General features: G+C 49.3%; 25 protein-coding genes and 1 other annotated feature. Of the genes, 22 read left to right on the forward strand and 3 right to left on the reverse strand.

Features of this window, described 5'->3' with window-relative positions; all coding sequences use genetic code 11:
• The first annotated feature begins 28 nt into the window (after positions 1-28).
• The 20 genes from D9736_RS03990 (at position 29) to selO (ending at position 18,752) form a co-directional block, all read left to right on the forward strand.
• Positions 29-583 carry a Gp138 family membrane-puncturing spike protein gene (locus tag D9736_RS03990; protein WP_276320471.1) on the forward strand — a complete coding sequence of 185 codons (555 nt, stop codon included), beginning with the start codon at positions 29-31 and terminating at the stop codon, positions 581-583.
• Complete coding sequence (locus tag D9736_RS03995) at positions 580-930, forward strand: hypothetical protein (RefSeq protein ID WP_130257759.1); 351 nt, start codon at positions 580-582, stop codon at positions 928-930. Before D9736_RS03990 ends, D9736_RS03995 begins: the two co-directional genes overlap by 4 nt.
• Positions 917-2,125 carry a hypothetical protein gene (locus D9736_RS04000; protein ID WP_130257760.1) on the forward strand — a complete coding sequence of 403 codons (1,209 nt, stop codon included), beginning with the start codon at positions 917-919 and terminating at the stop codon, positions 2,123-2,125. Before D9736_RS03995 ends, D9736_RS04000 begins: the two co-directional genes overlap by 14 nt.
• Positions 2,122-2,775: a DUF2612 domain-containing protein gene (locus D9736_RS04005; RefSeq protein ID WP_107164438.1), complete on the forward strand. Its 654-nt coding sequence runs from the start codon at positions 2,122-2,124 to the stop codon at positions 2,773-2,775. The genes D9736_RS04000 and D9736_RS04005 overlap by 4 nt, the downstream gene beginning before the upstream one ends.
• A gap of 1 nt (position 2,776) precedes the next feature.
• A complete protein-coding gene (locus D9736_RS04010; RefSeq protein WP_130257761.1) occupies positions 2,777-3,643 on the forward strand; it encodes a hypothetical protein in 867 nt (288 codons plus the stop codon).
• A 2-nt stretch (positions 3,644-3,645) separates the two neighbouring features.
• Positions 3,646-4,068, forward strand: a complete 423-nt coding sequence (locus tag D9736_RS04015; RefSeq protein WP_130257762.1) for a tail fiber assembly protein — start codon at positions 3,646-3,648, stop codon at positions 4,066-4,068.
• Positions 4,069-5,992: 1,924 nt separating this feature from the next.
• Positions 5,993-7,921, forward strand: coding sequence for a threonine--tRNA ligase (gene thrS, locus D9736_RS04025; RefSeq protein ID WP_130208286.1), 1,929 nt, complete (start codon positions 5,993-5,995; stop codon positions 7,919-7,921).
• Positions 7,922-7,924: 3 nt separating this feature from the next.
• Positions 7,925-8,467, forward strand: coding sequence for a translation initiation factor IF-3 (infC, locus tag D9736_RS04030; RefSeq protein WP_001700733.1), 543 nt, complete (start codon positions 7,925-7,927; stop codon positions 8,465-8,467).
• Between the two features lie 92 nt (positions 8,468-8,559).
• Positions 8,560-8,757 carry a 50S ribosomal protein L35 gene (gene rpmI, locus D9736_RS04035; RefSeq protein ID WP_001124225.1) on the forward strand — a complete coding sequence of 66 codons (198 nt, stop codon included), beginning with the start codon at positions 8,560-8,562 and terminating at the stop codon, positions 8,755-8,757.
• Between the two features lie 53 nt (positions 8,758-8,810).
• The gene (rplT, locus tag D9736_RS04040) at positions 8,811-9,167 is read left to right on the forward strand and encodes a 50S ribosomal protein L20 (RefSeq protein ID WP_000124850.1); all 357 of its coding nucleotides are present in this window, start codon (positions 8,811-8,813) and stop codon (positions 9,165-9,167) included.
• A gap of 116 nt (positions 9,168-9,283) precedes the next feature.
• Positions 9,284-9,408 (forward strand) — a sequence feature (Phe leader region).
• Positions 9,290-9,334, forward strand: a complete 45-nt coding sequence (gene pheM / locus D9736_RS23340; protein ID WP_001386830.1) for a pheST operon leader peptide PheM — start codon at positions 9,290-9,292, stop codon at positions 9,332-9,334. Its footprint overlaps the feature before it by 45 nt.
• 209 nt (positions 9,409-9,617) lie before the next feature.
• Positions 9,618-10,601, forward strand: a complete 984-nt coding sequence (pheS, locus tag D9736_RS04050) for a phenylalanine--tRNA ligase subunit alpha (protein ID WP_130257764.1) — start codon at positions 9,618-9,620, stop codon at positions 10,599-10,601.
• Between the two features lie 14 nt (positions 10,602-10,615).
• Complete coding sequence (gene pheT / locus D9736_RS04055) at positions 10,616-13,003, forward strand: phenylalanine--tRNA ligase subunit beta (protein WP_130257765.1); 2,388 nt, start codon at positions 10,616-10,618, stop codon at positions 13,001-13,003.
• Positions 13,004-13,007: 4 nt separating this feature from the next.
• On the forward strand, positions 13,008-13,307 hold the full coding sequence (gene ihfA / locus D9736_RS04060) for an integration host factor subunit alpha (protein WP_002440155.1): 300 nt from the start codon (positions 13,008-13,010) through the stop codon (positions 13,305-13,307).
• Positions 13,308-13,407: 100 nt separating this feature from the next.
• Positions 13,408-14,388: a vitamin B12 ABC transporter permease BtuC gene (btuC, locus tag D9736_RS04065; protein ID WP_130224659.1), complete on the forward strand. Its 981-nt coding sequence runs from the start codon at positions 13,408-13,410 to the stop codon at positions 14,386-14,388.
• A 62-nt stretch (positions 14,389-14,450) separates the two neighbouring features.
• On the forward strand, positions 14,451-15,002 hold the full coding sequence (gene btuE, locus D9736_RS04070) for a bifunctional thioredoxin/glutathione peroxidase (RefSeq protein ID WP_130208280.1): 552 nt from the start codon (positions 14,451-14,453) through the stop codon (positions 15,000-15,002).
• Positions 15,002-15,751 carry a vitamin B12 ABC transporter ATP-binding protein BtuD gene (btuD, locus tag D9736_RS04075; RefSeq protein WP_130257766.1) on the forward strand — a complete coding sequence of 250 codons (750 nt, stop codon included), beginning with the start codon at positions 15,002-15,004 and terminating at the stop codon, positions 15,749-15,751. Before btuE ends, btuD begins: the two co-directional genes overlap by 1 nt.
• A gap of 77 nt (positions 15,752-15,828) precedes the next feature.
• A complete protein-coding gene (locus D9736_RS04080) occupies positions 15,829-16,293 on the forward strand; it encodes an NlpC/P60 family protein (RefSeq protein ID WP_130208276.1) in 465 nt (154 codons plus the stop codon).
• 246 nt (positions 16,294-16,539) lie between these two features.
• On the forward strand, positions 16,540-17,253 hold the full coding sequence (locus tag D9736_RS04085; RefSeq protein WP_130224663.1) for an EAL domain-containing protein: 714 nt from the start codon (positions 16,540-16,542) through the stop codon (positions 17,251-17,253).
• A gap of 62 nt (positions 17,254-17,315) precedes the next feature.
• The gene (gene selO / locus D9736_RS04090) at positions 17,316-18,752 is read left to right on the forward strand and encodes a protein adenylyltransferase SelO (protein WP_130257767.1); all 1,437 of its coding nucleotides are present in this window, start codon (positions 17,316-17,318) and stop codon (positions 18,750-18,752) included.
• Positions 18,753-18,755: 3 nt separating this feature from the next.
• Here selO and hemP read toward each other — a convergent pair whose 3' ends face one another.
• The 3 genes from hemP to ppsR all read right to left on the reverse strand — a co-directional run bounded on the left by hemP (position 18,756) and on the right by ppsR (position 21,115).
• Positions 18,756-18,947 (reverse strand): hemin uptake protein HemP, encoded by a 192-nt coding sequence (gene hemP / locus D9736_RS04095; RefSeq protein WP_001270810.1) that lies wholly within the window; start codon positions 18,945-18,947, stop codon positions 18,756-18,758.
• A gap of 131 nt (positions 18,948-19,078) precedes the next feature.
• Positions 19,079-20,125 carry a 3-deoxy-7-phosphoheptulonate synthase AroH gene (aroH, locus tag D9736_RS04100; protein WP_130257768.1) on the reverse strand — a complete coding sequence of 349 codons (1,047 nt, stop codon included), beginning with the start codon at positions 20,123-20,125 and terminating at the stop codon, positions 19,079-19,081.
• Between the two features lie 156 nt (positions 20,126-20,281).
• Positions 20,282-21,115, reverse strand: coding sequence for a posphoenolpyruvate synthetase regulatory kinase/phosphorylase PpsR (gene ppsR / locus D9736_RS04105; RefSeq protein ID WP_000368046.1), 834 nt, complete (start codon positions 21,113-21,115; stop codon positions 20,282-20,284).
• A gap of 332 nt (positions 21,116-21,447) precedes the next feature.
• Here ppsR and ppsA point away from each other — a divergent pair, with 332 nt between their 5' ends.
• Positions 21,448-23,826: a phosphoenolpyruvate synthase gene (gene ppsA, locus D9736_RS04110; RefSeq protein ID WP_000069375.1), complete on the forward strand. Its 2,379-nt coding sequence runs from the start codon at positions 21,448-21,450 to the stop codon at positions 23,824-23,826.
• 489 nt (positions 23,827-24,315) lie between these two features.
• A complete protein-coding gene (locus D9736_RS04115) occupies positions 24,316-25,716 on the forward strand; it encodes an anion permease (protein ID WP_001278076.1) in 1,401 nt (466 codons plus the stop codon).
• The last annotated feature ends 4 nt before the right edge of the window (positions 25,717-25,720 follow it).

Genomic DNA, 25,720 nt, shown 5'->3' on the forward strand with positions numbered 1-25,720 from the left:
GAGAAAGTTTTTGCTAGATGTCGATGACATGTTGCCGGCAAGAATCGTGTCGTATAACCCCCCGCCGGTTAATCGGGCGCAAATAGAAATTCTCTATAAAGTCACAATGACGGACGGCTCCCTGAATCCACTCATGGCACCTGCAGAGGTTCCGGTGCTGACAATCGGTGGCGGTGGTATGTGTCTTACGTTTCCGATAAAACCAGGCGACCTGGGATGGATAAAGGCAAGTGACAGGGATATGTCGTTATTCCTGCAGAGTTATGAAGCGGAGCCGGGCAATACAACCCGGCTTCACTGTTTTGAGGACGGCGTCTTTATACCGGATGTAATGAAGGACTTTGTTGTCAGCGATGGTACAGCTGCCACGCTACAGACTATCGACGGTACGACATCAGTAGCGGTTAAGCCAGGTAGCATAGTGCTGACAGCGGGCTCCACTGTCGTGTCGATAACTGAAAGCGGTATTGAGTCCAATAAGCCGATCAAAGCACCACAATTCACTGACGGCACCATCAATACGTTTGGTCACGTCCATACCAATCCGGAGGGCGGCAACGTAGGGCCGATGAAGAACCCATGAAGACATTAGCCACCAACAATGACTTTGATATCTACCTGGATAACTCCCGAAACATCGCAATGGCTACTGGCCTACAGGCCGTCATTCAGACGTGCGAACACGTAGCCAGGACAAAGCTAACTGAGTTGCCGTACGCGCAGTCGCGCGGTATCCCGTTCTTCGATATTGCGCTGGGGTCCCAACCAGACATTAGCTTGTACGACATGTTCCTGCGAAAGGTCTACAAGACCGTTCCAGGCGTCGAAGGGGTGGGGAACATCAATTTCGAAAAAAACGGCGATACGCTGAGTTACACCGCCCAGATAAGAACGATTTACGGAACGGAGAGCGCAAGTGGAATCATATAAATACCTCTCGCCAGAAGGTGTGATTGTCCCGGATACATCGCAAATCCTGACTGATACAGAGAATGAGTGGAAATCCACTTTTGGCAGCGATCTGGACGTTACGCCGGACACGCCGCAGGGCATGATCATCGCCAGCGACGTTGCAGTTCGTTCTGAAGTTGTAGCGAACAATGCTGCTGTAGCAAACCAGATTAACCCCAACTATGCAGGCGGCCTGTTCCTGGATGATATCTGGGCGCTAACAGGAGGGAAGCGCCGGGCCTCAACATATACGCTTGTCGATGGTGTCGCGCTAACTGGTGTCCCAGGCGTGGTGATACCGTCCGGCTCGAGGCGTTCATCAAATGGAAATCTGTTTGAGCTGCTTTCTACCGTCGCGCTGGATAACTCAGGGAAAGGAACCGGTATATTTCAGGCTCTGGAGCCAGGAGCCATTCCTTGCCCAGCTCATACGCTGAAAGACCCTGTCGTTGGGTACACGTCTGTGGGCTGGGAAACATCGGATAATCCGGTTGCCGGGACAATGGGTACTGAAGAGCAGTCAGACCTGTCAGCAAGGAAAGAACGGCGCCAGACTCTGGCCATTCAAGGTCGATCCATTGGAGAGGCTGTCTATTCAAATGTCAGGGCGGTGGTAGGGGTTAATTCGCTGTCGTTTCGTGAGAACGTAGACAACACAACTAAAACGATTGATGGGATTAGCCTTATTGGTCATTCAGTCTGGGCATGTGTTGATGGCGGCGAAGATGCCGCAGTTGCAGCAGCACTCTATCGCTCTAAAACAGGTGGGGCTGCGTGGAATGGGGCTGTAAGTGTTGATGTGACAGATGCCTGGTCTGGGCAGAAATCAACAGTCAAGTTTGACAGGCCTATAGCCAAGCCTGTTATGGCGAAATTTACGGTTGTCTCTAAAGGTGTTGGTACAGGCGATCCAACTTCGCTTATCAAAGATACCATCGTGAAATATGCAAACGGGCAACTCGATAATGGAGAAGAAGGGTTTACTCTCGGCACAGACGTATCTCCGTTCGAATTGTCAGCCGCAGCTAACACTGCCTCACCTCAAATATTTATTAAAAGCGTTGATATAGCGAATAAAGCAACTGCCCCGACCTGGTCAAAAGATGATATTGCGATAGGGTTAAACGAAAAGGCTACTATTCAGGTTGACGATATTCTTGTGGTGACAACATGAATATTCAACGGTTCGACTTCTCTCTGGATTTGATGAAGGTTTTAAAGTGGGAGTATGATCAGTCACCGAACCTGGTGAATATTTTTAACCTGAAGCAGAAATGGTATGGCGATAATCATCAGGTTTTCTGGACCTCGTGGGAAAGGGATGTGTTCAATCTGTTTACTGCGAATGATTTCGGGCTGAATGTCTGGGCAATCATCCTTAACCTACCTCTGTATACCGAATCAAAAGCGAGCCCCGCAAACTATCCAGCATTTGGATTTGCAGATATTGGCCTGAATTTCGGCAGAAGTAACTTCGCGGTTGATGTTGACTCAGTAAATAAACTTACGGTCGAGCAAAAGCGACAATTACTTCGCATGCGTTGGTGGCAGATAACTTCCGATGGCTCAATGCCTTCCATAAACCATGCTTTATATGACGTGTTCGGGAAGGATGTCTACGCACTTGATGGGCAGGATATGACTATAACCGTTGTTTATCAGATTATCCTTCCAGATATCATGATGAGGCTCCTTCAGGATTTCGACCTTATACCCAGACCATCAGGCGTCAAATTCAACCATCTTGTTAAACCACGAGATGCTTTTGGGTTTGCTGACTATAACCTCAATTTCGATCAGAATAATTCACAATTTGGGAGTTAATATGACCTCATTTATTAAGGTCCCCTTTGCATCATCAGGGGATAAAGCTGCCGTGCCTGATACTGATGCTGGAGGCGGTGTAAATATGACACAGGGGTATGGTCAGGCTTACTCTTTGGATCCTGCCACTGACCCATCAGCAAAACGAATTGAACGCGATAAGATGAACTGGTTATTCAACAGAATAACTCAGGCAATTAATGAAATTCAGTCAGGTGGCGTCGCACCTTTTATTACCAGTGCAGATAATGGTGGATCTGCGTTCTCTTATGGTAAAGGTGCTTTAGTTTCGTTGAGCGGGGTTGTTTATCAGTCTTTGGTGGCGAGCAATACAAGCACTCCACCAGGCGCGAACTGGTCAGCATTGCCAGAAAAAATACAACCCCTCGACGCAACCTTAACAGCTCTTGCTGGTCTTGTTGGTGTGGCCAATAAGCTCCCGTACTTCAACGGTGATGACACTGCGGCACTGGCTGACCTGACGCAAGTAGGTAGGGACATCATCGGCAAAACTGATATCGCTGCGGTTCTCCAATACCTTGGTTTGAAAACCGCCGCACAACGCGACGTTGGGACTGGCACAAATCAAATTCCTGACATGAACGCTTTTAGCTCTGGCTCCGGCTGGCAGAAATTACCAGGAGGCAGGATTCTGCAGTGGCGGGGAATAGCCAATGGCCCTGGGGATATTACAAGCCCGCTACCCATTCCATTTCCAAATCGCGCAATAGGATGGGCAATTACGTCCGATTATGTACCAGGGTCAGGCGGAGTTGGCACAATAGCCGGGACGTGTACTGCAACGAATATCATTTCACGAAATACAAATGTGAGCACTGGTGGTAGCGCTATCGTAGTGGGGGAATAGGTATGAGAACGTATCGCTATGACGCAATAACAAACGCATTTTATCCGTATGAGCTACAGAATGAGTATGAACAAGCAGGGATGTGGCCGGAGTCGGGCCATGATGTGAATGAAGATATTTTTCAGCAATTCATCAACCCTCCCGCAGGTAAGGTGCGTGTTGCCGGGAATGACGGAATGCCAGCATGGGGGGATATTCCGCCACCGGCTCATGATGAACTCGTTGCGGTAGCAGATGTGAAAAAAGCAGCACTATTGGCAGAAGCGTCAGTCGTTATCGCCCCGCTGGCTGATGCGCTGGCGGGCGGTTATATCGATGACGCTGACGTGCCGCGACTGGCAGCATGGCAGAAATATCGCTATGCACTGACGAAAGTGGATACATCAACTGCGCCGGATATCACCTGGCCGCTGCAACCAGTGTAGAAATCTTTAGTGTAAATCGTCAAAGATGCTGGCGACTTGATGATCGATGACGGTATCAGTGATGATAATTTACAGGTTGTACGGGAATAATACATGACAATTTGAATGGGGTATAATAGATAAATAATACATCATCATACCCCATTTTCGCTATTATCTATTGGCAAAAATATTCTTAATACCTTTATATTTGCCTACCTCCTAATAAAATGTGTGAGGTGTATTTGTTGGTTTTCAATAACCTTGCTACAATTATGCAGGTGGTTACAATAAGGAAAACAAATGAAGGGGTTATGATGAGGTTATATATGAGTGGATTTTCGCATAGGTTATTAATGTTCACGTATGCCTCTATTCTGTAAAAAATAAACGACGAAATTATATAGATAGGAAATGTGTAAATACCGACAAAGGATGTGGTTCGTATAAATAAATTATTTTTCGTTGATAAAAATGTATATGCATATATAAGCGACATGCTTCCGGCGAAGCCAATGAAGTAGCGAAATATAATAATGAATGATTGATGCCAGAAATCAACATTATCATATGTCATTTTAGATATGTAAATATAATACTCCCTATTCCATAGGAGAAGCATACCAATCCATGTTAATACGGATAAGACACCAAGTTTGTGCCTATTTTTAGAGGCGAAGTCTAAAATGCGATGGGCGAATATACCAGCGATAAAATAAGGGGCCATAAATTTAATTTTGTCCATATTCCAATCATCTCCATATGCAAGAGATATACTAAAGAACAGTAAATAAAGCACCGCAGAATATTGTTTGCTTATTGAGTGACAAATAGTATAAGCAATAGATACTGCAAAGAGTGCGGAAAGGAACCAGAAGGCGTAGATGGCTCCATATCTAATATTTATTAAATTTATATCTCTTCCCACAAAAATGGATTCAGCAATGAACCATGCAATGGATGGGATTATTAATTGCATGAATTTTCTTTTTATAATTGATGATGGTTTCCTCTTGAGGGAAAATAGAAAAGATAGCCACTAAGCAGCATAAAAAATGGCATATGGAAGCTGTAAATGGTAATGAATAATGGGTTGTCAAAAAAATTCAAACTATCTTTTTTTACAAACTGAATTGAATGGCCCCACACGACAAAAATTATAGCTAATCCTTTCATTGAGTCTATAATGGAATTTCGAGTGCTGGGTGTCTCTGTTATAATAAGATGTGATTCGTTTTTCATTTAATTTGTCAACTTTAGATTGAATGGCATAAGTATTGCAACTAAACACTCGTGAGCTAATACTACATATATTATCAATGATCATTAATTCAATCAATTAGGAATTGCTTTATTGTATGTCACAGATTCTCATTTTTTGGGAGGTGCTACTATTGTTGTCATCACACCGTAAATTAAGTCCATTCATATTAGATATCTTGGGTTGTTCCGGGAAGTACACGGCCACTATCAGTAAATGTGAGGTAAGAGATTCACCAATCGAACCTTTGATGGAGTGGGCCGCGTACAGTCATATTGGTTGCATTAGCGCAGCCCCTGATTTTTCACATTCCCAAAGGCACGCGTCACGGCGTGCCATATAAATTTATCAGCCAATAGAATTTGGTTAGAGAGACAAAAGCGGGACACAAAGCTTTGCATCGGTTTGCAGGGCTTTGTACTGCTCTCACTTAGTCGATAGCATCCATTGTGGCAAGACAATGTGAATCAATTTGAAACAGAGTGGTGCAATCACCACTTTTTTAGTGTTACCATCACTTTGCCGGGTGAGGGACTGATGATGTCAGTTTTTCATTTGTGTACCAGATTGTGTACCAATTTAGCGATTGTTGGTTAGATGGTTGCACAACTTACTGTAAACAAATAAATTTTCTCTTTGTATGTGATCTTTCGTGTGGGTCACCACTGCAAATAAGGATATAACATGCCTGTTATTACTCTTCCTGATGGCAGCCAACGCCATTACGACCACGCTGTAAGCCCCATGGATGTTGCGCTGGACATTGGTCCAGGTCTGGCGAAAGCCTGTATCGCAGGGCGCGTTAATGGCGAACTGGTAGATGCGTGCGATTTGATTGAAAACGACGCTAAACTGGCGATCATTACCGCTAAAGACGAAGAAGGTCTGGAGATCATTCGTCACTCCTGTGCGCACCTGTTAGGGCACGCAATTAAACAACTTTGGCCGCATACCAAAATGGCAATCGGCCCGGTTATTGACAACGGTTTCTATTACGACGTTGATCTTGACCGCACGTTAACCCAGGAAGATGTCGAAGCACTCGAGAAGCGGATGCATGAGCTTGCTGAGAAAAACTACGACGTCATTAAGAAGAAAGTCAGCTGGCACGAAGCGCGTGAAACTTTCGTTAAACGCGGCGAGAGCTATAAAGTCTCCATCCTGGACGAAAACATCGCCCATGATGACCAGCCTGGCCTCTATTTCCACGAAGAATATGTCGATATGTGCCGCGGTCCGCACGTACCGAATATGCGTTTCTGCCACCATTTCAAACTGATGAAAACGGCAGGGGCCTACTGGCGCGGCGACAGCAACAATAAAATGTTGCAACGTATTTATGGTACTGCGTGGGCAGATAAAAAAGCCCTCAACGCGTACCTGCAGCGTCTGGAAGAAGCCGCTAAACGCGACCACCGTAAAATCGGTAAACAGCTCGACCTGTACCATATGCAGGAAGAAGCGCCGGGTATGGTGTTCTGGCACAATGACGGCTGGACCATCTTCCGTGAACTGGAAGTGTTCGTTCGTTCTAAACTGAAAGAGTACCAGTATCAGGAAGTTAAAGGTCCGTTTATGATGGACCGCGTCCTGTGGGAAAAAACCGGTCACTGGGAAAACTATAAAGATGCAATGTTCACCACCTCTTCTGAGAACCGTGAATACTGCATTAAGCCGATGAACTGTCCGGGTCACGTACAAATCTTTAACCAGGGGCTGAAGTCGTATCGCGATCTGCCGCTGCGTATGGCCGAGTTCGGTAGCTGCCACCGTAACGAGCCGTCAGGATCCCTTCACGGCCTGATGCGCGTGCGTGGTTTTACTCAGGATGACGCGCATATCTTCTGTACTGAAGAACAAATTCGCGATGAAGTTAACGGATGTATCCGTTTAGTCTATGATATGTACAGCACTTTTGGCTTCGAAAAGATCGTGGTCAAGCTTTCCACTCGTCCTGAGAAACGTATTGGCAGTGACGAAATGTGGGATCGTGCTGAGGCGGACCTGGCAGTTGCGCTGGAAGAAAACAACATCCCGTTTGAGTATCAACTGGGTGAAGGCGCGTTCTACGGTCCGAAAATTGAATTTACCCTGTATGACTGCCTCGATCGTGCATGGCAGTGCGGTACAGTACAGCTGGACTTCTCCTTACCGTCTCGTCTGAGCGCTTCCTATGTAGGCGAAGACAACGAGCGTAAGGTTCCGGTAATGATTCACCGTGCAATTCTTGGGTCGATGGAACGTTTCATCGGTATCCTGACCGAAGAGTTCGCTGGTTTCTTCCCGACCTGGCTTGCGCCGGTTCAGGTTGTTATCATGAATATTACGGATTCACAGTCTGAATACGTTAACGAATTGACGCAAAAACTATCAAATGCGGGCATTCGTGTTAAAGCAGACTTGAGAAATGAGAAGATTGGCTTTAAAATCCGCGAGCACACTTTGCGTCGCGTCCCATATATGCTGGTCTGTGGTGATAAAGAGGTGGAATCTGGCAAAGTTGCCGTTCGCACCCGCCGTGGTAAAGACCTGGGAAGCATGGACGTAAATGAAGTGATCGAGAAGCTGCAACAAGAGATTCGCAGCCGCAGTCTTAAACAATTGGAGGAATAAGGTATTAAAGGCGGAAAACGAGTTCAAACGGCGCGTCCTAACCGTATCAATGGCGAAATTCGCGCCCAGGAAGTTCGCTTAACAGGTTTGGAAGGCGAGCAGCTTGGTATTGTGAGTCTGAGAGAAGCTCTGGAGAAAGCTGAAGAAGCCGGAGTAGACTTAGTCGAGATCAGCCCTAACGCCGAGCCGCCGGTTTGTCGTATAATGGATTACGGCAAATTCCTCTATGAAAAGAGCAAGTCTTCTAAGGAACAGAAGAAAAAGCAAAAAGTTATCCAGGTTAAGGAAATTAAATTCCGTCCTGGTACAGATGAAGGCGACTATCAGGTAAAACTCCGCAGCCTGATTCGCTTTCTCGAAGAGGGTGATAAAGCCAAAATCACGCTGCGTTTCCGCGGTCGTGAGATGGCGCACCAGCAAATCGGTATGGAAGTGCTTAATCGCGTGAAAGACGATTTGCAAGAACTGGCAGTGGTCGAATCCTTCCCAACGAAGATCGAAGGCCGCCAGATGATCATGGTGCTCGCTCCTAAGAAGAAACAGTAAGGCCATCAAGTAATCATTCCTGTGGGCCTCGGCTCACAGGGTGATTCGCCTTTGTTTCTGTTTATCAACAATGCGAAGTGGAAGTTATTAAAATGCCAAAAATTAAGACCGTACGCGGTGCTGCTAAGCGCTTCAAAAAAACCGGTAAAGGTGGTTTTAAGCACAAGCACGCTAACCTGCGTCACATTCTGACCAAAAAAGCGACCAAACGTAAACGTCACCTGCGTCCGAAAGCCATGGTTTCCAAAGGCGATCTGGGCCTGGTAATCGCGTGCCTGCCGTACGCATAAGCCGTTAACGTTTTTTAACTTTTTAATTAGAATATAGATACAGGAGAGCACATATGGCTCGCGTAAAACGTGGTGTTATTGCACGCGCACGTCACAAGAAAATTTTGAAACAAGCTAAAGGCTACTACGGTGCGCGTTCTCGCGTATACCGCGTTGCCTTCCAGGCTGTTATCAAAGCTGGTCAGTATGCTTACCGTGACCGTCGTCAACGTAAGCGTCAGTTCCGTCAACTGTGGATTGCGCGTATCAACGCAGCAGCACGTCAGAACGGTATTTCTTACAGCAAATTCATCAATGGCCTGAAAAAAGCCTCTGTTGAAATCGACCGTAAGATCCTGGCTGATATCGCAGTATTCGACAAAGTAGCGTTCACCGCTCTGGTTGAAAAAGCGAAAGCAGCTCTGGCATAAGCCAGTTGAAAGAGGGAGCTAGTCTCCCTCTTTTCGTTTCAACACCATCAAAACATTGACTTTTATCGCCGTAGCCTTTTCAATAAAGGTCTTTTGAAAAGTACCAAAAGGTAACGCAAGCAATGAATGCTGCTATTTTCCGCTTCTTTTTTTACTTTAGCACCTGACTCCAGGAGGCTAGCGCGTGAGAAGAGAAACGGAAAACAGCGCCTGAAAGCCTCCCAGTGGAGGCTTTTTTTGTATGCGCGTTTTGAAAAATAAAAAGCCTGTCTCATCAGGCGTAATTGTCGCAGCCAGTCTGGACACGGTCAGCGCGGAGAAACCGGAGCGTACTTAAGTACGTGAGGATTTCGAGCACTGCCCGGGACCAAAATGGCAAGTAAAATAGCCTGATGGGATAGGCTCTAAGTCCAACGAACCAGTGTCACCACTGACACAATGAGGAAAACCATGTCACATCTCGCAGAACTGGTTGCCAGTGCGAAGGCGGCCATTAACCAGGCGTCAGATGTTGCCGCGTTAGACAATGTGCGCGTCGAATATTTGGGTAAAAAAGGGCACTTAACCCTTCAGATGACGACCCTGCGTGAGCTGCCGCCAGAAGAGCGTCCGGCAGCTGGTGCGGTTATCAACGAAGCGAAAGAGCAAGTTCAGCAGGTGCTGAATGCGCGTAAAGCCGAACTGGAAAGCGCAGCGCTGAATGCGCGTCTGGCTGCAGAAACTATCGATGTTTCCCTGCCAGGTCGTCGTATCGAAAACGGTGGTCTGCATCCGGTTACCCGTACCATCGACCGTATCGAAAGTTTCTTCGGTGAGCTTGGCTTTACCGTGGCAACCGGGCCGGAAATCGAAGACGATTATCATAACTTCGATGCTCTGAACATTCCTGGCCACCACCCGGCGCGCGCTGACCACGACACTTTCTGGTTTGACGCTACCCGCCTGCTGCGTACCCAGACCTCTGGCGTACAGATCCGCACCATGAAAGCCCAGCAGCCGCCGATTCGTATTATCGCGCCTGGCCGCGTTTACCGTAACGACTACGACCAGACTCACACGCCGATGTTCCATCAGATGGAAGGTCTGATTGTTGATACCAACATCAGCTTTACCAACCTGAAAGGCACGCTGCACGACTTCCTGCGTAACTTCTTTGAAGAAGATTTGCAGATTCGCTTCCGTCCTTCCTACTTCCCGTTCACCGAACCTTCTGCAGAAGTGGACGTCATGGGTAAAAACGGTAAATGGCTGGAAGTACTGGGCTGCGGGATGGTGCATCCGAACGTGCTGCGTAATGTTGGCATCGATCCGGAAGTTTACTCCGGTTTCGCCTTCGGTATGGGGATGGAGCGTCTGACCATGTTGCGTTACGGCGTCACCGACCTGCGTTCATTCTTCGAAAACGATCTGCGTTTCCTCAAACAGTTTAAATAAGGCAGGAATAGATTATGAAATTCAGTGAACTGTGGTTACGCGAATGGGTGAACCCGGCGATTGATAGCGATGCGCTGGCGAATCAAATCACGATGGCGGGCCTGGAGGTTGATGGTGTAGAACCGGTTGCCGGTAGCTTCCACGGCGTGGTCGTTGGTGAAGTGGTTGAATGTGCGCAGCATCCGAATGCTGACAAACTGCGAGTGACCAAAGTCAACGTCGGTGGCGATCGCCTGCTGGACATCGTTTGCGGCGCGCCAAACTGTCGTCAGGGCCTGCGTGTGGCGGTAGCAACTATTGGTGCTGTATTGCCGGGCGATTTCAAAATTAAAGCCGCGAAACTGCGCGGTGAACCGTCTGAAGGGATGCTGTGCTCCTTCTCTGAGCTGGGGATTTCTGACGATCATAACGGTATTATCGAACTGCCTGCGGATGCGCCAATTGGCACCGATATCCGTGAATACCTGAAACTTGATGACAACACCATCGAAATCAGTGTGACGCCAAACCGTGCAGACTGCTTAGGCATTATCGGCGTAGCGCGTGATGTTGCCGTGCTGAACCAGCTTCCGCTGGTTGAACCGGAAATTGTCCCGGTTGGTGCAACCATCGATGACACGCTGCCGATTGCGGTAGAAGCGCCGGAAGCCTGCCCGCGTTATCTTGGCCGCGTAGTAAAAGGCATTAACGTTAAAGCGCCAACTCCGCTGTGGATGAAAGAAAAACTGCGTCGTTGCGGGATTCGTTCTATCGATGCAGTGGTTGACGTCACCAACTACGTGCTGCTCGAACTGGGTCAGCCGATGCACGCTTTCGACAAAGATCGCATTGAAGGCGGCATTGTGGTGCGGATGGCGAAAGAGGGCGAAACGCTGGTACTGCTCGACGGTACCGAAGCGAAGTTGGATGCTGACACCCTGGTCATCGCCGACCACAACAAGGCGCTGGCGATGGGCGGCATCTTTGGTGGCGAACACTCTGGCGTGAATGACGAAACGCAAAACGTCCTGCTGGAATGCGCTTTCTTCAGCCCGCTGTCGATCACCGGTCGTGCTCGTCGTCATGGCCTGCATACTGATGCGTCTCACCGTTATGAGCGTGGCGTTGATCCGGCACTGCAGCACAAAGCGATGGAACGTGCGACCCGTCTGCTGATCGACATCTGCGGTGGTGAGGCTGGTCCGGTAATTGATATCACCAACGAAGCAACGCTGCCGAAGCGTGCAACCATCACTTTACGTCGTAGCAAACTGGATCGTCTGATCGGCCATCATATTGCCGATGCACAGGTGACTGACATTCTGCGTCGTCTCGGCTGTGAAGTTACCGAAGGCAAGGACGAGTGGCAGGCTGTTGCACCGAGTTGGCGTTTCGACATGGAGATTGAAGAAGATCTGGTCGAAGAAGTGGCGCGCGTTTACGGCTACAACAACATCCCGGATGAACCGGTACAGGCGAGCCTGATTATGGGGACTCACCGTGAAGCCGATCTGTCGCTCAAGCGCGTGAAAACGCTGCTCAACGACAAAGGCTATCAGGAAGTGATCACCTATAGCTTCGTTGATCCGAAAGTGCAGCAGATGATCCACCCGGGTGTTGAAGCCTTACTGCTGCCAAGCCCGATTTCAGTTGAAATGTCGGCAATGCGTCTTTCTCTGTGGACAGGTCTGCTGGCAACTGTAGTGTACAACCAGAACCGTCAGCAAAACCGTGTGCGCATTTTTGAAAGCGGTCTGCGCTTCGTGCCAGATACCCAGGCGCCATTGGGCATTCGTCAGGATCTGATGTTAGCCGGTGTGATTTGCGGTAACCGTTACGAAGAGCACTGGAACCTGGCAAAAGAGACCGTTGATTTCTATGATTTGAAAGGCGATCTTGAATCCGTTCTCGACCTGACCGGTAAACTGAATGAGGTTGAGTTCCGTGCAGAAGCGAATCCGGCACTGCATCCGGGGCAATCCGCAGCGATTTATCTGAAAGGTGAACGTATTGGTTTTGTTGGGGTTGTTCATCCTGAACTGGAACGTAAACTGGATCTTAACGGTCGCACTCTGGTGTTTGAACTGGAGTGGAACAAGCTCGCAGACCGCGTGGTGCCTCAAGCGCGCGAGATTTCGCGCTTCCCGGCGAACCGTCGTGACATCGCGGTTGTGGTTGCAGAAAACGTTCCCGCAGCGGATATTTTATCCGAATGTAAGAAAGTTGGCGTAAATCAGGTAGTTGGCGTAAACTTATTTGACGTGTACCGCGGTAAGGGTGTTGCGGAGGGGTATAAGAGCCTCGCCATAAGCCTGATCCTGCAAGATACCAGCCGTACACTCGAAGAAGAGGAGATTGCCGCTACCGTCGCCAAATGTGTAGAGGCATTAAAAGAGCGATTCCAGGCATCATTGAGGGATTGAACCTATGGCGCTTACAAAAGCTGAAATGTCAGAATATCTGTTTGATAAGCTTGGGCTTAGCAAGCGGGATGCCAAAGAACTGGTTGAACTGTTTTTCGAAGAGATCCGTCGCGCTCTGGAAAACGGCGAGCAGGTGAAACTCTCTGGTTTTGGTAACTTCGATCTGCGTGATAAGAATCAACGCCCGGGACGTAACCCGAAAACGGGCGAGGATATTCCCATTACAGCACGGCGCGTGGTGACCTTCAGACCCGGGCAGAAGTTAAAAAGCCGGGTCGAAAACGCCACACCCAAAGACGAGTAATCTGATCTAACTAAAAAGGCCGCTCTGCGGCCTTTTTTCTTTTCACTGTCGAAGAGTCACCGTAAAATCAACGGAATGACACTTCAGCAGAACGGATACCATGCTGACACTTGCCCGCCACCAACAGCGACAAAATATTCGCTGGTTATTATGCCTGTCAGTTTTGATGCTGCTGGCGCTTCTCTTAAGCCTTTGCGCTGGTGAACAATGGATTTCACCTGCCGACTGGTTCACTCCTCGTGGCGAACTGTTCGTCTGGCAAATTCGCCTGCCACGTACCCTGGCTGTATTGCTGGTTGGCGCGGCGCTGGCGTTATCAGGCGCGGTCATGCAGGCGCTGTTTGAAAACCCTCTTGCGGAGCCGGGGCTGCTTGGCGTCTCTAACGGCGCTGGAGTGGGGCTTATCGCCGCTGTATTGCTCGGGCAAGGGCAGTTACCGAACTGGGCGCTGGGGCTTTGTGCGATTGCTGGCGCGCTTATTATCACCTTAATTCTCTTGCGTTTTGCCCGCCGTCATCTTTCAACCAGCCGATTACTGCTGGCTGGTGTTGCGCTGGGTATCATCTGTAGCGCGTTAATGACGTGGGCCATCTACTTTTCCACGTCTGTTGATTTACGCCAACTGATGTACTGGATGATGGGCGGCTTTGGTGGTGTAGACTGGCGGCAAAGTTGGCTGATGGTGGCCTTGATTCCGGTGTTGTTGTGGATTTGCTGTCAGTCCCGCCCAATGAATATGTTAGCGCTGGGTGAAATTTCGGCGCGACAACTGGGGTTACCACTGTGGCTCTGGCGCAATGTGCTGGTCGCGGCTACCGGTTGGATGGTCGGTGTCAGTGTGGCGTTGGCTGGCGCTATTGGGTTTATTGGCCTGGTTATCCCACATATTCTGCGGCTGTGCGGATTAACCGATCACCGGGTATTACTTCCCGGCTGCGCGCTGGCAGGTGCTACTGCGTTGCTGCTTGCCGATATTGTTGCTCGACTGGCCCTGGCTTCCGCAGAGTTACCGATTGGTGTGGTCACCGCCACCTTGGGCGCGCCGGTGTTTATCTGGTTATTGTTAAAAGCAGGACGTTAGCCGCATAAAGACGGTCTATGATTAAAAGCTAAGATTTTTACTGACCTTATCCAGGAGACACGATGCAAGATCCCATTCTGACCACCGTAGTGAAGACGATTGACGGGGAAGTGACCACGCTGGAGAAATATGCCGGTAATGTGCTGCTAATTGTTAATGTCGCTTCAAAGTGTGGCTTAACGCCGCAATATGAACAGTTGGAGAACATCCAGAAAGCCTGGGCCGATCGTGGTTTCGTCGTGCTGGGATTTCCGTGCAACCAGTTCCTTGAACAAGAACCAGGTAGTGATGAAGAAATTAAAACTTATTGCACCACCACCTGGGGCGTGACGTTCCCAATGTTCAGTAAGATTGAGGTCAATGGCGAAGGGCGTCATCCGCTATATCAAAAATTGATTGCCGCAGCGCCCACGGCGGTGGCACCGGAAGAGAGCGGTTTCTACGCGCGAATGGCCAGTAAAGGCCGTGCGCCACTGTACCCTGATGATATTTTGTGGAATTTTGAAAAGTTTCTGGTGGGTAGAGACGGAAAGGTCATCCAGCGTTTTTCCCCGGATATGACACCGGAAGATCCTATTGTAATGGAAAGCATTAAACTGGCGTTGGCAAAATAATGTCTATTGTGATGCAGTTACAGGATGTAGCGGAATCAACCCGCCTGGGGCCGCTTTCTGGCGAGGTCCGGGCAGGGGAGATCCTGCATCTGGTGGGGCCGAACGGCGCGGGCAAGAGCACCTTGCTGGCCCGAATGGCGGGGATGACCAGTGGTCAGGGAAGCATTCAGTTTGCAGGTCAACCACTGGATACCTGGCCCGCAACAAAACTCGCCCTGCATCGCGCTTATCTTGCACAGCAGCAGACGCCGCCGTTTGCTATGCCGGTCTGGCATTACCTGACCATGCACCAGCACGATAAAACGCGAACCGATCTGCTAAATGATGTTGCAGGGGCGTTGGCCCTTGATGACAAACTCGGTCGAAGCACCAATCAACTATCCGGTGGTGAATGGCAACGTGTCCGTCTTGCTGCGGTGGTGTTACAAATTACGCCGCAAGCGAATCCGGCAGGTCAATTGCTTCTCCTTGATGAACCCATGAACAGCCTTGATGTTGCCCAGCAAAGCGCGTTAGATAAAATTTTGAGCGCGCTCTGTCAGCAAGGCGTGGCGATTGTGATGAGTAGTCACGATCTTAACCACACATTGCGTCACGCGCATCGGGCGTGGTTACTTAAACAAGGAAAACTGCTTGCCAGTGGGCGGAGAGATGAAGTACTAACGCCGCCGAATCTGGCCCAGGCTTATGGCATGAGCTTCCGTCGTCTGGACATTGAAGGTCACCGAATGCTGATTTCGACCACCTGATTTCATTAGCATCTTGAAAAACGGGTAATTTCGACGCTAAATTAATGCAAGAATAAAAAACAGAGGATTCGTACGGAATGCGTTTCTGCCTAATTTTAATTACAGCACTGTTTCTGGCCGGGTGTAGCCATCATAAAGCGCCGCCGCCAAACGCCAGGCTTTCTGACTCCATTACTGTCATTGCCGGTTTGAACGATCAACTACAGAGCTGGCATGGTACGCCGTATCGTTATGGCGGCATGACTCGACGTGGAGTGGACTGTTCGGGTTTCGTGGTTGTGACGATGCGCGACCGTTTCGACTTGCAGTTGCCACGCGAAACAAAACAACAGGCCGCTATCGGTACCCAAATTGATAAAGAAGAATTGCTGCCAGGCGATCTGGTCTTTTTCAAAACAGGTTCCGGGCAAAATGGTTTACACGTGGGTATTTACGATACCAACAATCAATTCATTCACGCCTCTACCAGCAAGGGGGTGATGCGTTCTTCCCTCGATAATGTCTACTGGCAGAAAAATTTCTGGCAGGCGAGACGAATCTAGTATCTCAATAAATGGACGGTGCTGATACCGCACCGTCTGTTAACTCCTGAATACAGTAGTATTTTGCAGACAAAAATACCGCAAATGGAATATTCGTTTATACTCAGGATAATCTAAAAAAAGGACCCCTGAAAAAGTGGTTAACATGGAACAAATGAAAGTTATTCCCTCTGTATTTGTTATGCCTTATGGCCTCAAACTTTTTATCTGGATGTTGAAAAAAATCCGTAGAGAGGGGCTGTTACCATGAAGGTCTTACTGGAGAATCTTTATCATTCTGATTACTATTTTCTACCGATAAGAGACAGCCAACAAAATCTTGTTGGGGTTGAGTTAATAACCCATTTCTCCAGTGACGACGGTACGGTTCGCATCCCGACGACACGGGTTATTGCACAACTTTCAGAGGAGCAGCATTGGCAATTATTTGCCGAAAAGTTGGAATTACTAAAATCATGCCAACATTTTTTTATTCAACACAAACTCTTTGCCTGGATTAATTTAACACCACAAGTAGCAAAGTTATTATTAGATAGGGATAATTACGCAAGCAAACTATTAAAAATTCCTTTTGCTGAACTGATGATTAATGAAAATTATCCTCATCTTAATGAGGGAAAAGATAATTATGAACTTTTGCACTTATCGCAAATTTTCCCATTGGTTTTGGGAAATTTGGGTGCGGGCAACAGTACAATGAAGGCTGTTTTTGATGGGCTTTTCACTCGCGTCATGCTGGATAAAGGTTTTATTCAGCAACAAATAGTCCATAAATCTTTCGCTCCTTTTATTCGTGCGCTCCATGCGCAAATTTCACCTTGTTGCAATTGTATTATTGCTGCTGGTATTAATACACCGGAGATGTTGGCGCAGATGGTGCCGTTTGGTTTCCATGCTTTTCAGGGATGCTTGTGGCCCGCAGTTCCCGTAAGCCAGATAACAACGCTGGTCCAGCGATAACCCTCTTGTTTGCTGGTGTTTAAGACGAGAGTAACCGTCTACACTATCAAACAGGAGGATCTATGACCCTGTCTTTTATTACCCGCTGGCGTGATGAATTGCCGGCAACATATACATCGCTTTCCCCTACGCCTTTAAATAATGCCCGGTTGATTTGGTATAACGCCGAACTGGCTAATACGCTGGGTGTTCCATCGTCGCTGTTTGAAAGTGGCGCGGGTGTCTGGGGCGGCGAAACTTTACTGCCAGGTATGTCGCCACTGGCCCAGGTCTACAGTGGCCACCAGTTTGGTGTCTGGGCGGGGCAGCTTGGCGACGGGCGCGGTATTTTACTCGGCGAACAACAGTTTGCCGACGGCACCACCATGGATTGGCATCTGAAAGGTGCGGGGCTGACGCCTTATTCGCGGATGGGCGACGGACGTGCGGTTTTACGTTCAACAATTCGCGAAAGTCTTGCCAGTGAGGCAATGCATCACCTTGGCATTCCGACGACACGCGCCTTAAGCATTGTTACCAGCGATACGCCGGTTTACCGGGAGACGGTCGAATCAGGAGCGATGCTGATGCGCGTAGCGCAGAGTCATTTGCGATTTGGCCACTTTGAACACTTTTACTATCGTCGGGAACCGGAAAAAGTTCGCCAGCTGGCTGACTTCGCCATTCGCTATTACTGGCCGCATCTTCAGGATGAAGAGGATAAATACCGCCTCTGGTTTACCGATATTGTCGCACGTACGGCTTCGTTAATCGCCAGCTGGCAGACAGTCGGTTTTGCTCACGGGGTGATGAACACGGATAACATGTCGATTCTCGGGCTGACGCTGGATTATGGTCCATTTGCTTTCCTCGATGATTATGAACCGGGCTTTATTTGTAATCACTCTGATCATCAGGGACGTTACAGCTTTGATAATCAACCTGCCGTTGCGTTGTGGAATTTACAGCGTCTGGCGCAGACATTGTCGCCGTTTATCACTGTCGACGCGTTAAACGAGGCGCTGGAAAGCTATCAACAGGTTTTGTTGACGCATTATGGAAAACGTATGCGGCAGAAGCTGGGCTTTATGACGGAGCAAAAAGAGGATAATGCGCTACTGAGTGAATTATTCAGTCTGATGGCGCAAGAGCGCAGTGATTATACTCGCACATTCCGCATGTTAAGTCTGACCGAGCAGCACAGTGCGGCTTCACCACTGCGCGATGAGTTTATTGACCGCGCGGCGTTTGATGACTGGTTTACGCGTTATCGGACGCGCTTGCAACAAGACGGAGTTGCCGATAGTGAACGTCAGCAACTGATGCAGAGCGTTAACCCTGCACTGGTATTGCGCAACTGGCTGGCACAACGCGCCATTGAGGCGGCAGAAAAGGGCGATATGACAGAATTACAACGTCTGCATGAAGCGTTGCGAAATCCTTTCAGCGACAGGGATGATGACTATGTCAGTCGTCCACCTGACTGGGGTAAACGGCTGGAAGTCAGCTGCTCGAGTTAAAGGCTACTTGGTCAACAGCAGCTTGCCAGCCTGAGTTTTACGGAGCAGATATTCTTGCCCGTCATGATCGATAATCAGTTTGCCATCCGGACCTAACAGTGTCTGGCTGGTAATTCGCCGAATGGGCTGCGGGGAAGCGGTCTTGTGATTGGCATCCGTTTCAGGCGTGAGTTTTCTGCTATCCGTATAACGCATAGAAATTAATAATAATTTATATAACAATGATTCTTATTATCAATATTATGGCGAGCCAGAGCAAGCAGTAATGTGTTGAGAAGACAACAAGTTGCGCAGAAATGCCCATTCCGTCAGGAATGGGCACGCATTCAGAAGCGGGAATCTACCGCAGAGGCGAGTTTTTCGACCAGGCGTTCAGTATCTTCCCAACCTAAACAAGGATCGGTAATCGACTGACCGTAGGTGAGCGGCTGACCGCTGACGATTTTTTGTGTACCTTCGCGCAGGAAACTTTCTGCCATAATTCCGGCAATCGCCGTGGAGCCATTGCGGATTTGCTGACAAATATCCTCACAAACTTCTAACTGGCGACGGTGCTGCTTCTGGCAGTTACCGTGGCTGAAATCCACCACCAGATGTTCAGGTAAATCAAACTCGTGCAGCGTATCGCAGGCTGCGGCGATATCATCGGCATGGTAGTTCGGTTTTTTGCCGCCACGCATAATAATATGGCCGTATGGGTTGCCGCTGGTCTGATAGATGGTCATCTGACCGTTTTTGTCTGGCGAGAGGAACATATGGCTGGCACGGGCTGCGCGGATAGCATCCACGGCAATCCGCGTGTTGCCATCGGTACCATTTTTAAAACCTACCGGACAGGAGAGCGCTGACGCCATTTCACGGTGGATTTGGCTCTCGGTGGTACGTGCGCCAATTGCGCCCCAGCTAATTAAGTCAGCAATAAACTGACCGGTCACCATATCGAGGAACTCGGTCGCGGTGGGAACGCCCAGTTCATTTACCTGCAATAGCAACTTACGTGCCATTTCAAGGCCGTGATTAACGCGATAACTGCCGTTTAAATCCGGATCGGAGATGAGTCCTTTCCAGCCGACAACGGTACGCGGTTTTTCAAAATAGGTGCGCATTACAATTTCCAGTCGTGACTGGTACTGGTTGCGCAACGCCTGCAGACGGGTGGCATACTCCATGGCGGCGGTCAGATCGTGGATCGAGCAGGGGCCAATAATGACCAACAGCCGCTTGTCTTCACCGTTCAGTATTTTTTCAATTCTGCGGCGGGAATCAATGACATGGTTGGCGACGCCAGGCGTTACGGGATACCGTAGCGCGAGTTCGGCGGGCGTTACCAGGCTCTCGATACGCGCAGTACGGAGTTCGTCAGTTCTGTTCATTACAAGTCTCAGAAATTTGTTGCTTCAACGGCAGGACTACCGGGAAGTGATGCGCATCACGATAAACCAATCGCAGCTGATTTCAAGTGCGAGGTGTGTCACACCTCGCCGGGTGGTTAGCATGATAACAAAAAAACAAGCTAATGCACTAGTTCTCTAGTACATTCGACGGCTAAGGCCCATGATATCGAGGATCTTGGTGGCAATCTCTTCTACCGAATAATTGGTACTGTTAATCCACGGGATCTGATTTTTACGGTACAACGCTTCCACTTCCGCAACCTCCATCCGGCACTGGCGAAGCGAGGCATAGCGACTGTTCTCCCGACGCTCTTCGCGAATCGCCGCCAGACGCTCCGGGTCGATAGTCAGTCCGAACAATTTATGCTGAAGCGGCTTGAGCGACGCGGGTAGCACCAGATTATCCATATCGTCGGCAATAAAGGGGTAGTTTGCCGCACGGATACCAAACTGCATCGCCAGATACAGGCTGGTGGGGGTTTTACCACAACGAGAGACACCGAGCAGGATCACCTGAGCCTGATCCAGATTGCGCAACGAAATGCCGTCGTCATGGGCGAGGGTGTAATCAATTGCCGCAATACGCGCATCATATTTATTGAGATTATTAGGGTTCAGGCCGTGGGTACGGTGAGCAATCGGCGTCGGGTCCAGTTTCATCTCTTGCTGGAGAGGAGCAACCAGCGCCTGCACAATATCCTGGCAAAAACCTTCGCTTTGCAAAATGATGGCGCGGATTTCCGGTAGCACAATGGAGTAAAAAACCAGCGGGCGCACACCTGTCTGGTGATAAATTGCGTCAATCTGATCCTTCACCGCCCGTGCACGGCTTTCATTTTCGACAAACGGCAGCGTAATGCTGCTGATAGTAACGGGAAATTGTGACATCACTGCGTGTCCTAATACCTCCGCAGTTATAGCCGTACCATCAGAAATATAAAAAACGTGGCGATCAACAGCATTATCCATTTTGTTCTTCCCGTGATGCAGACATAATTCTATGAAAGCATAAATTAAAAACGTACAGAAGCGTAGAAGGTTATGCCTGGTTTATAAAATGAACCTTCAATTTTATATTTTATGAAAACAGTATTTCATTTTTACGCTTTCGTTTATACCGATGGTTTATGTGGAAATTACTGAAGATAGCGGATTTGCGCAACGCTGGGATCAGTCTTAAAAAGTAAAAAAATATATTTGCTTGAACGATTCACCGTTTTTTTCATCCGGTTAAATATGCAAAGATAAATGCGCAGAAATGTGTTTCTCAAACCGTTCATTTATCACAAAAGGATTGTTCGATGTCCAACAATGGCTCGTCACCGCTGGTGCTTTGGTATAACCAACTCGGCATGAATGATGTAGACAGGGTTGGGGGCAAAAATGCCTCCCTGGGTGAAATGATTACTAACCTTTCCGGAATGGGCGTTTCCGTTCCGAATGGTTTCGCCACAACCGCCGACGCGTTTAACCAGTTTCTGGACCAAAGCGGCGTAAACCAGCGCATCTATGAACTGCTGGATAAAACGGATATTGACGATGTTACCCAGCTTGCGAAAGCGGGCGCGCAAATCCGCCAGTGGATTATCGACACTCCCTTCCAGCCTGAGCTGGAAAACGCCATCCGCGAAGCCTATGCACAGCTTTCCGCCGATGACGAAAACGCCTCTTTTGCGGTACGCTCCTCCGCTACTGCAGAAGATATGCCGGACGCTTCCTTTGCCGGTCAGCAGGAAACCTTCCTCAACGTTCAGGGTTTTGACGCCGTTCTCGTGGCAGTGAAGCATGTATTTGCTTCTCTGTTTAACGATCGCGCCATCTCTTATCGTGTGCACCAGGGTTATGATCACCGTGGTGTGGCGCTCTCCGCCGGTGTTCAGCGGATGGTGCGCTCCGACCTCGCATCTTCTGGGGTAATGTTCTCCATTGATACCGAATCCGGCTTTGACCAGGTGGTGTTTATCACTTCCGCATGGGGCCTGGGTGAAATGGTCGTGCAGGGCGCGGTTAACCCGGATGAGTTTTACGTGCATAAACCGACACTGGCGGCGAATCGCCCGGCTATCGTGCGCCGCACCATGGGGTCGAAAAAAATCCGCATGGTCTACGCGCCGACCCAGGAACACGGCAAGCAGGTTAAAATTGAAGATGTACCGCAGGAACAGCGTGACATCTTCTCGCTGACCAACGAAGAAGTGCAGGAACTGGCAAAACAGGCCGTACAAATTGAGAAACACTACGGTCGCCCGATGGATATTGAGTGGGCGAAAGATGGCCACACCGGTAAATTGTTTATCGTGCAGGCGCGTCCAGAAACTGTACGTTCTCGCGGTCAGGTGATGGAACGTTATACGTTGCATTCACAGGGCAAGATTATCGCCGAAGGCCGCGCTATCGGTCATCGTATCGGCGCGGGTCCGGTGAAAGTCATTCATGACATCAGCGAAATGAACCGCATCGAACCTGGCGACGTGCTGGTTACTGACATGACCGACCCGGACTGGGAACCGATCATGAAGAAAGCATCTGCCATCGTCACCAACCGTGGCGGTCGTACCTGTCACGCGGCGATCATCGCTCGTGAACTCGGCATTCCGGCGGTAGTGGGCTGTGGTGATGCAACAGAACGGATGAAAGACGGCGAGAACGTCACTGTTTCTTGTGCCGAAGGTGATACCGGTTACGTCTATGCGGAGTTGCTGGAATTTAGCGTGAAAAGCTCCAGCGTAGAAACGATGCCGGACCTGCCGTTGAAGGTGATGATGAACGTCGGTAACCCGGACCGTGCTTTCGACTTCGCCTGCCTGCCGAACGAAGGCGTGGGCCTTGCGCGTCTGGAATTTATCATCAACCGTATGATTGGCGTCCACCCACGCGCACTGCTTGAGTTTGACGATCAGGAACCGCAGTTGCAAAACGAAATCCGCGAGATGATGAAAGGTTTTGATTCTCCGCGTGAATTTTACGTTGGTCGTCTGACTGAAGGGATCGCGACGCTGGGTGCCGCGTTTTATCCGAAGCGCGTCATTGTCCGTCTTTCTGATTTTAAATCGAACGAATATGCCAACCTGGTCGGTGGTGAGCGTTACGAGCCAGATGAAGAGAACCCGATGCTCGGCTTCCGTGGCGCGGGCCGCTATGTTTCCGACAGCTTCCGCGACTGCTTCGCGCTGGAGTGTGAAGCAGTGAAACGTGTGCGCAACGACATGGGGCTGACTAACGTTGAGATCATGATCCCGTTCGTGCGTACCGTTGATCAGGCGAAAGCGGTGGTTGAAGAACTGGCGCGTCAGGGGCTGAAACGTGGCGAGAACGGGCTGAAAATCATCATGATGTGTGAAATTCCGTCCAACGCCTTGCTGGCAGAGCAGTTCCTCGAATATTTCGACGGCTTCTCAATTGGCTCAAACGACATGACACAGCTGGCGCTCGGTCTGGACCGCGACTCCGGCGTGGTGTCTGAACTGTTCGATGAGCGCAACGACGCCGTGAAAGCACTGCTGTCGATGGCGATCCGTGCTGCGAAGAAACAGGGCAAATATGTCGGCATTTGCGGTCAGGGACCGTCTGACCACGAAGACTTTGCTGCATGGCTGATGGAAGAGGGGATCGATAGCCTGTCTCTGAACCCGGACACCGTGGTGCAAACCTGGTTAAGTCTGGCTGAACTGAAGAAATAAAATAAATACCCGGCGGCGTTCAGTCGCCGGGTCCATTTCTATATCCCCACCTTTTATCAACCTACTTCGGGCAAACGCGCTCGTGCAATATAAAAAGCTTCCGGGCATCATCTGAATAATTGGCTGGTGTTCTTTCTGATTTTAATTCGTTTGCGATCCTCTCCACAGAATAATTCTCGATACTGTTTTTTCTCAAAGCCGAATGTGACCACTCGTCAATTTCCTTAAGCATATGCGTAATTTTTTCGTCCAGAGTTCGTTGGATTGCACGAAGTCACTGGCGAGTCCCGTTTTTATACTGTCTTCAACCACAGCATAAAAAGGGATATGGATATGAAAAATTACCGCACCGTTATTCAGACATAAGCGCAGATTATGTAATTCAGAGAATTTATTCGAACTAAAACCGATTTTCTGATTTGTCTGGCTGTACAGAAAACAGGATAAATTCCCTCCGCGAGCGGAGGGAAACAGCTACAGGGATTGCATATGAGTTGCTATTTGAAAGTCCTGATTTGTGCGATTGTCGCACTCGCTATATGGTTTTCCCCCGTCCCTGACGGATTAACACCCTTAACCTGGCACATTCTGGCCATATTCATCACCACTGTGGTGGCGTTTATTCTGCAACCGTTGCCGGTAGGCGCTATCGCGTTAATAGCCATCAGTTTTATTATGCTGACCGGCATGATGAAAACCAGCGAAGCCTTAAAAGGTTTCAGCAGCACCACGGTATGGCTTATTGTCGCCGCATTCCTGTACGCGAAAGGATTCATCAAAACGGGGTTGGGGCGGCGTATCGCCTATTTGCTGATTCGCGGATTTGGCGGCAGCTCGTTACGTCTGGGTTATACATTGGCGCTAAGCGATATGATTATCGCGCCCGCAACGCCATCAAACACAGCGCGAGCAGGGGGAATTTTGTTCCCGATTGTTCGCAGTGTCTCTAACAGCTTTGGATCTGAACCGGATCAAGGGCCGCGTAAAATTGGCGCTTATCTGATGCAGACGGTGTTCCATTCCAACTGTCTCTCATCCTCGATGTTTATGACGGCCAGCGCGCCAAATGCACTCATTGTATCTCTGGCGGCCAGCACCTTATTTGTCGATATCTCATGGGGGATGTGGACGCTAAGCGCACTGGTGCCGGGCATTATCGCTTTTATCACTATGCCGTTGGTCATTTACAAACTCTACCCGCCAGAGATCAAAAAGACGCCAGAAGCCAAAGCGTTGGCACAGGAAGAACTTATCAAAATGGGGCCGGTAACCCGAGATGAGCGCGTGACGATTGGCATTTTCCTGCTTTCATTATTGGCCTGGAGTACATCGAAATGGACTGGTCTGGATGCGACCGCTGTCGCGCTTTCCGGCGTCTGTTTAATGTTGATGACCCGGATTATCACCTGGCAGGATGTGCAGTCAGAGAAGGGGGCCTGGGACATTCTGGTCTGGCTGGGCGTCATGATCTGTATGGCTGATAAGCTCAATCAGCTTGGCCTGTTCAAATGGTTTGCTGTCACAACCTCGGCTCTGTTCACCGGCATTCCGTGGGAGATAACGTTGACGGTGTTGCTGATAGTTTACTGCTATTCCCACTATTTCTTTGCCGGAAGTACGCCGCATGTAGTGGCGATGTATGCCGCTTTTGGCAGCGTCTCGGTTGCTGCAGGCGCGCCGCCGATGATGGCTGCTCTGTCACTGGCGTTCGTCACTAACCTGATGAGCGGCATTTCGCATTATGGCAACGGACCCGCAGTCATCTATTACGGCGCTGGCTATGTCTCGCAACGAGAATGGTGGCGGCTGGGCTTTATCGTCATGTTGTTGAACATTGTCATCTGGTTCGGACTGGGGGCGGTGTGGTGGAAAATTCTTGGCCTATGGTAAGTGG

It is taken from the genome of Escherichia sp. E10V10 (genome assembly GCF_004211985.1).
Classification (GTDB): Bacteria; Pseudomonadota; Gammaproteobacteria; order Enterobacterales; family Enterobacteriaceae; genus Escherichia.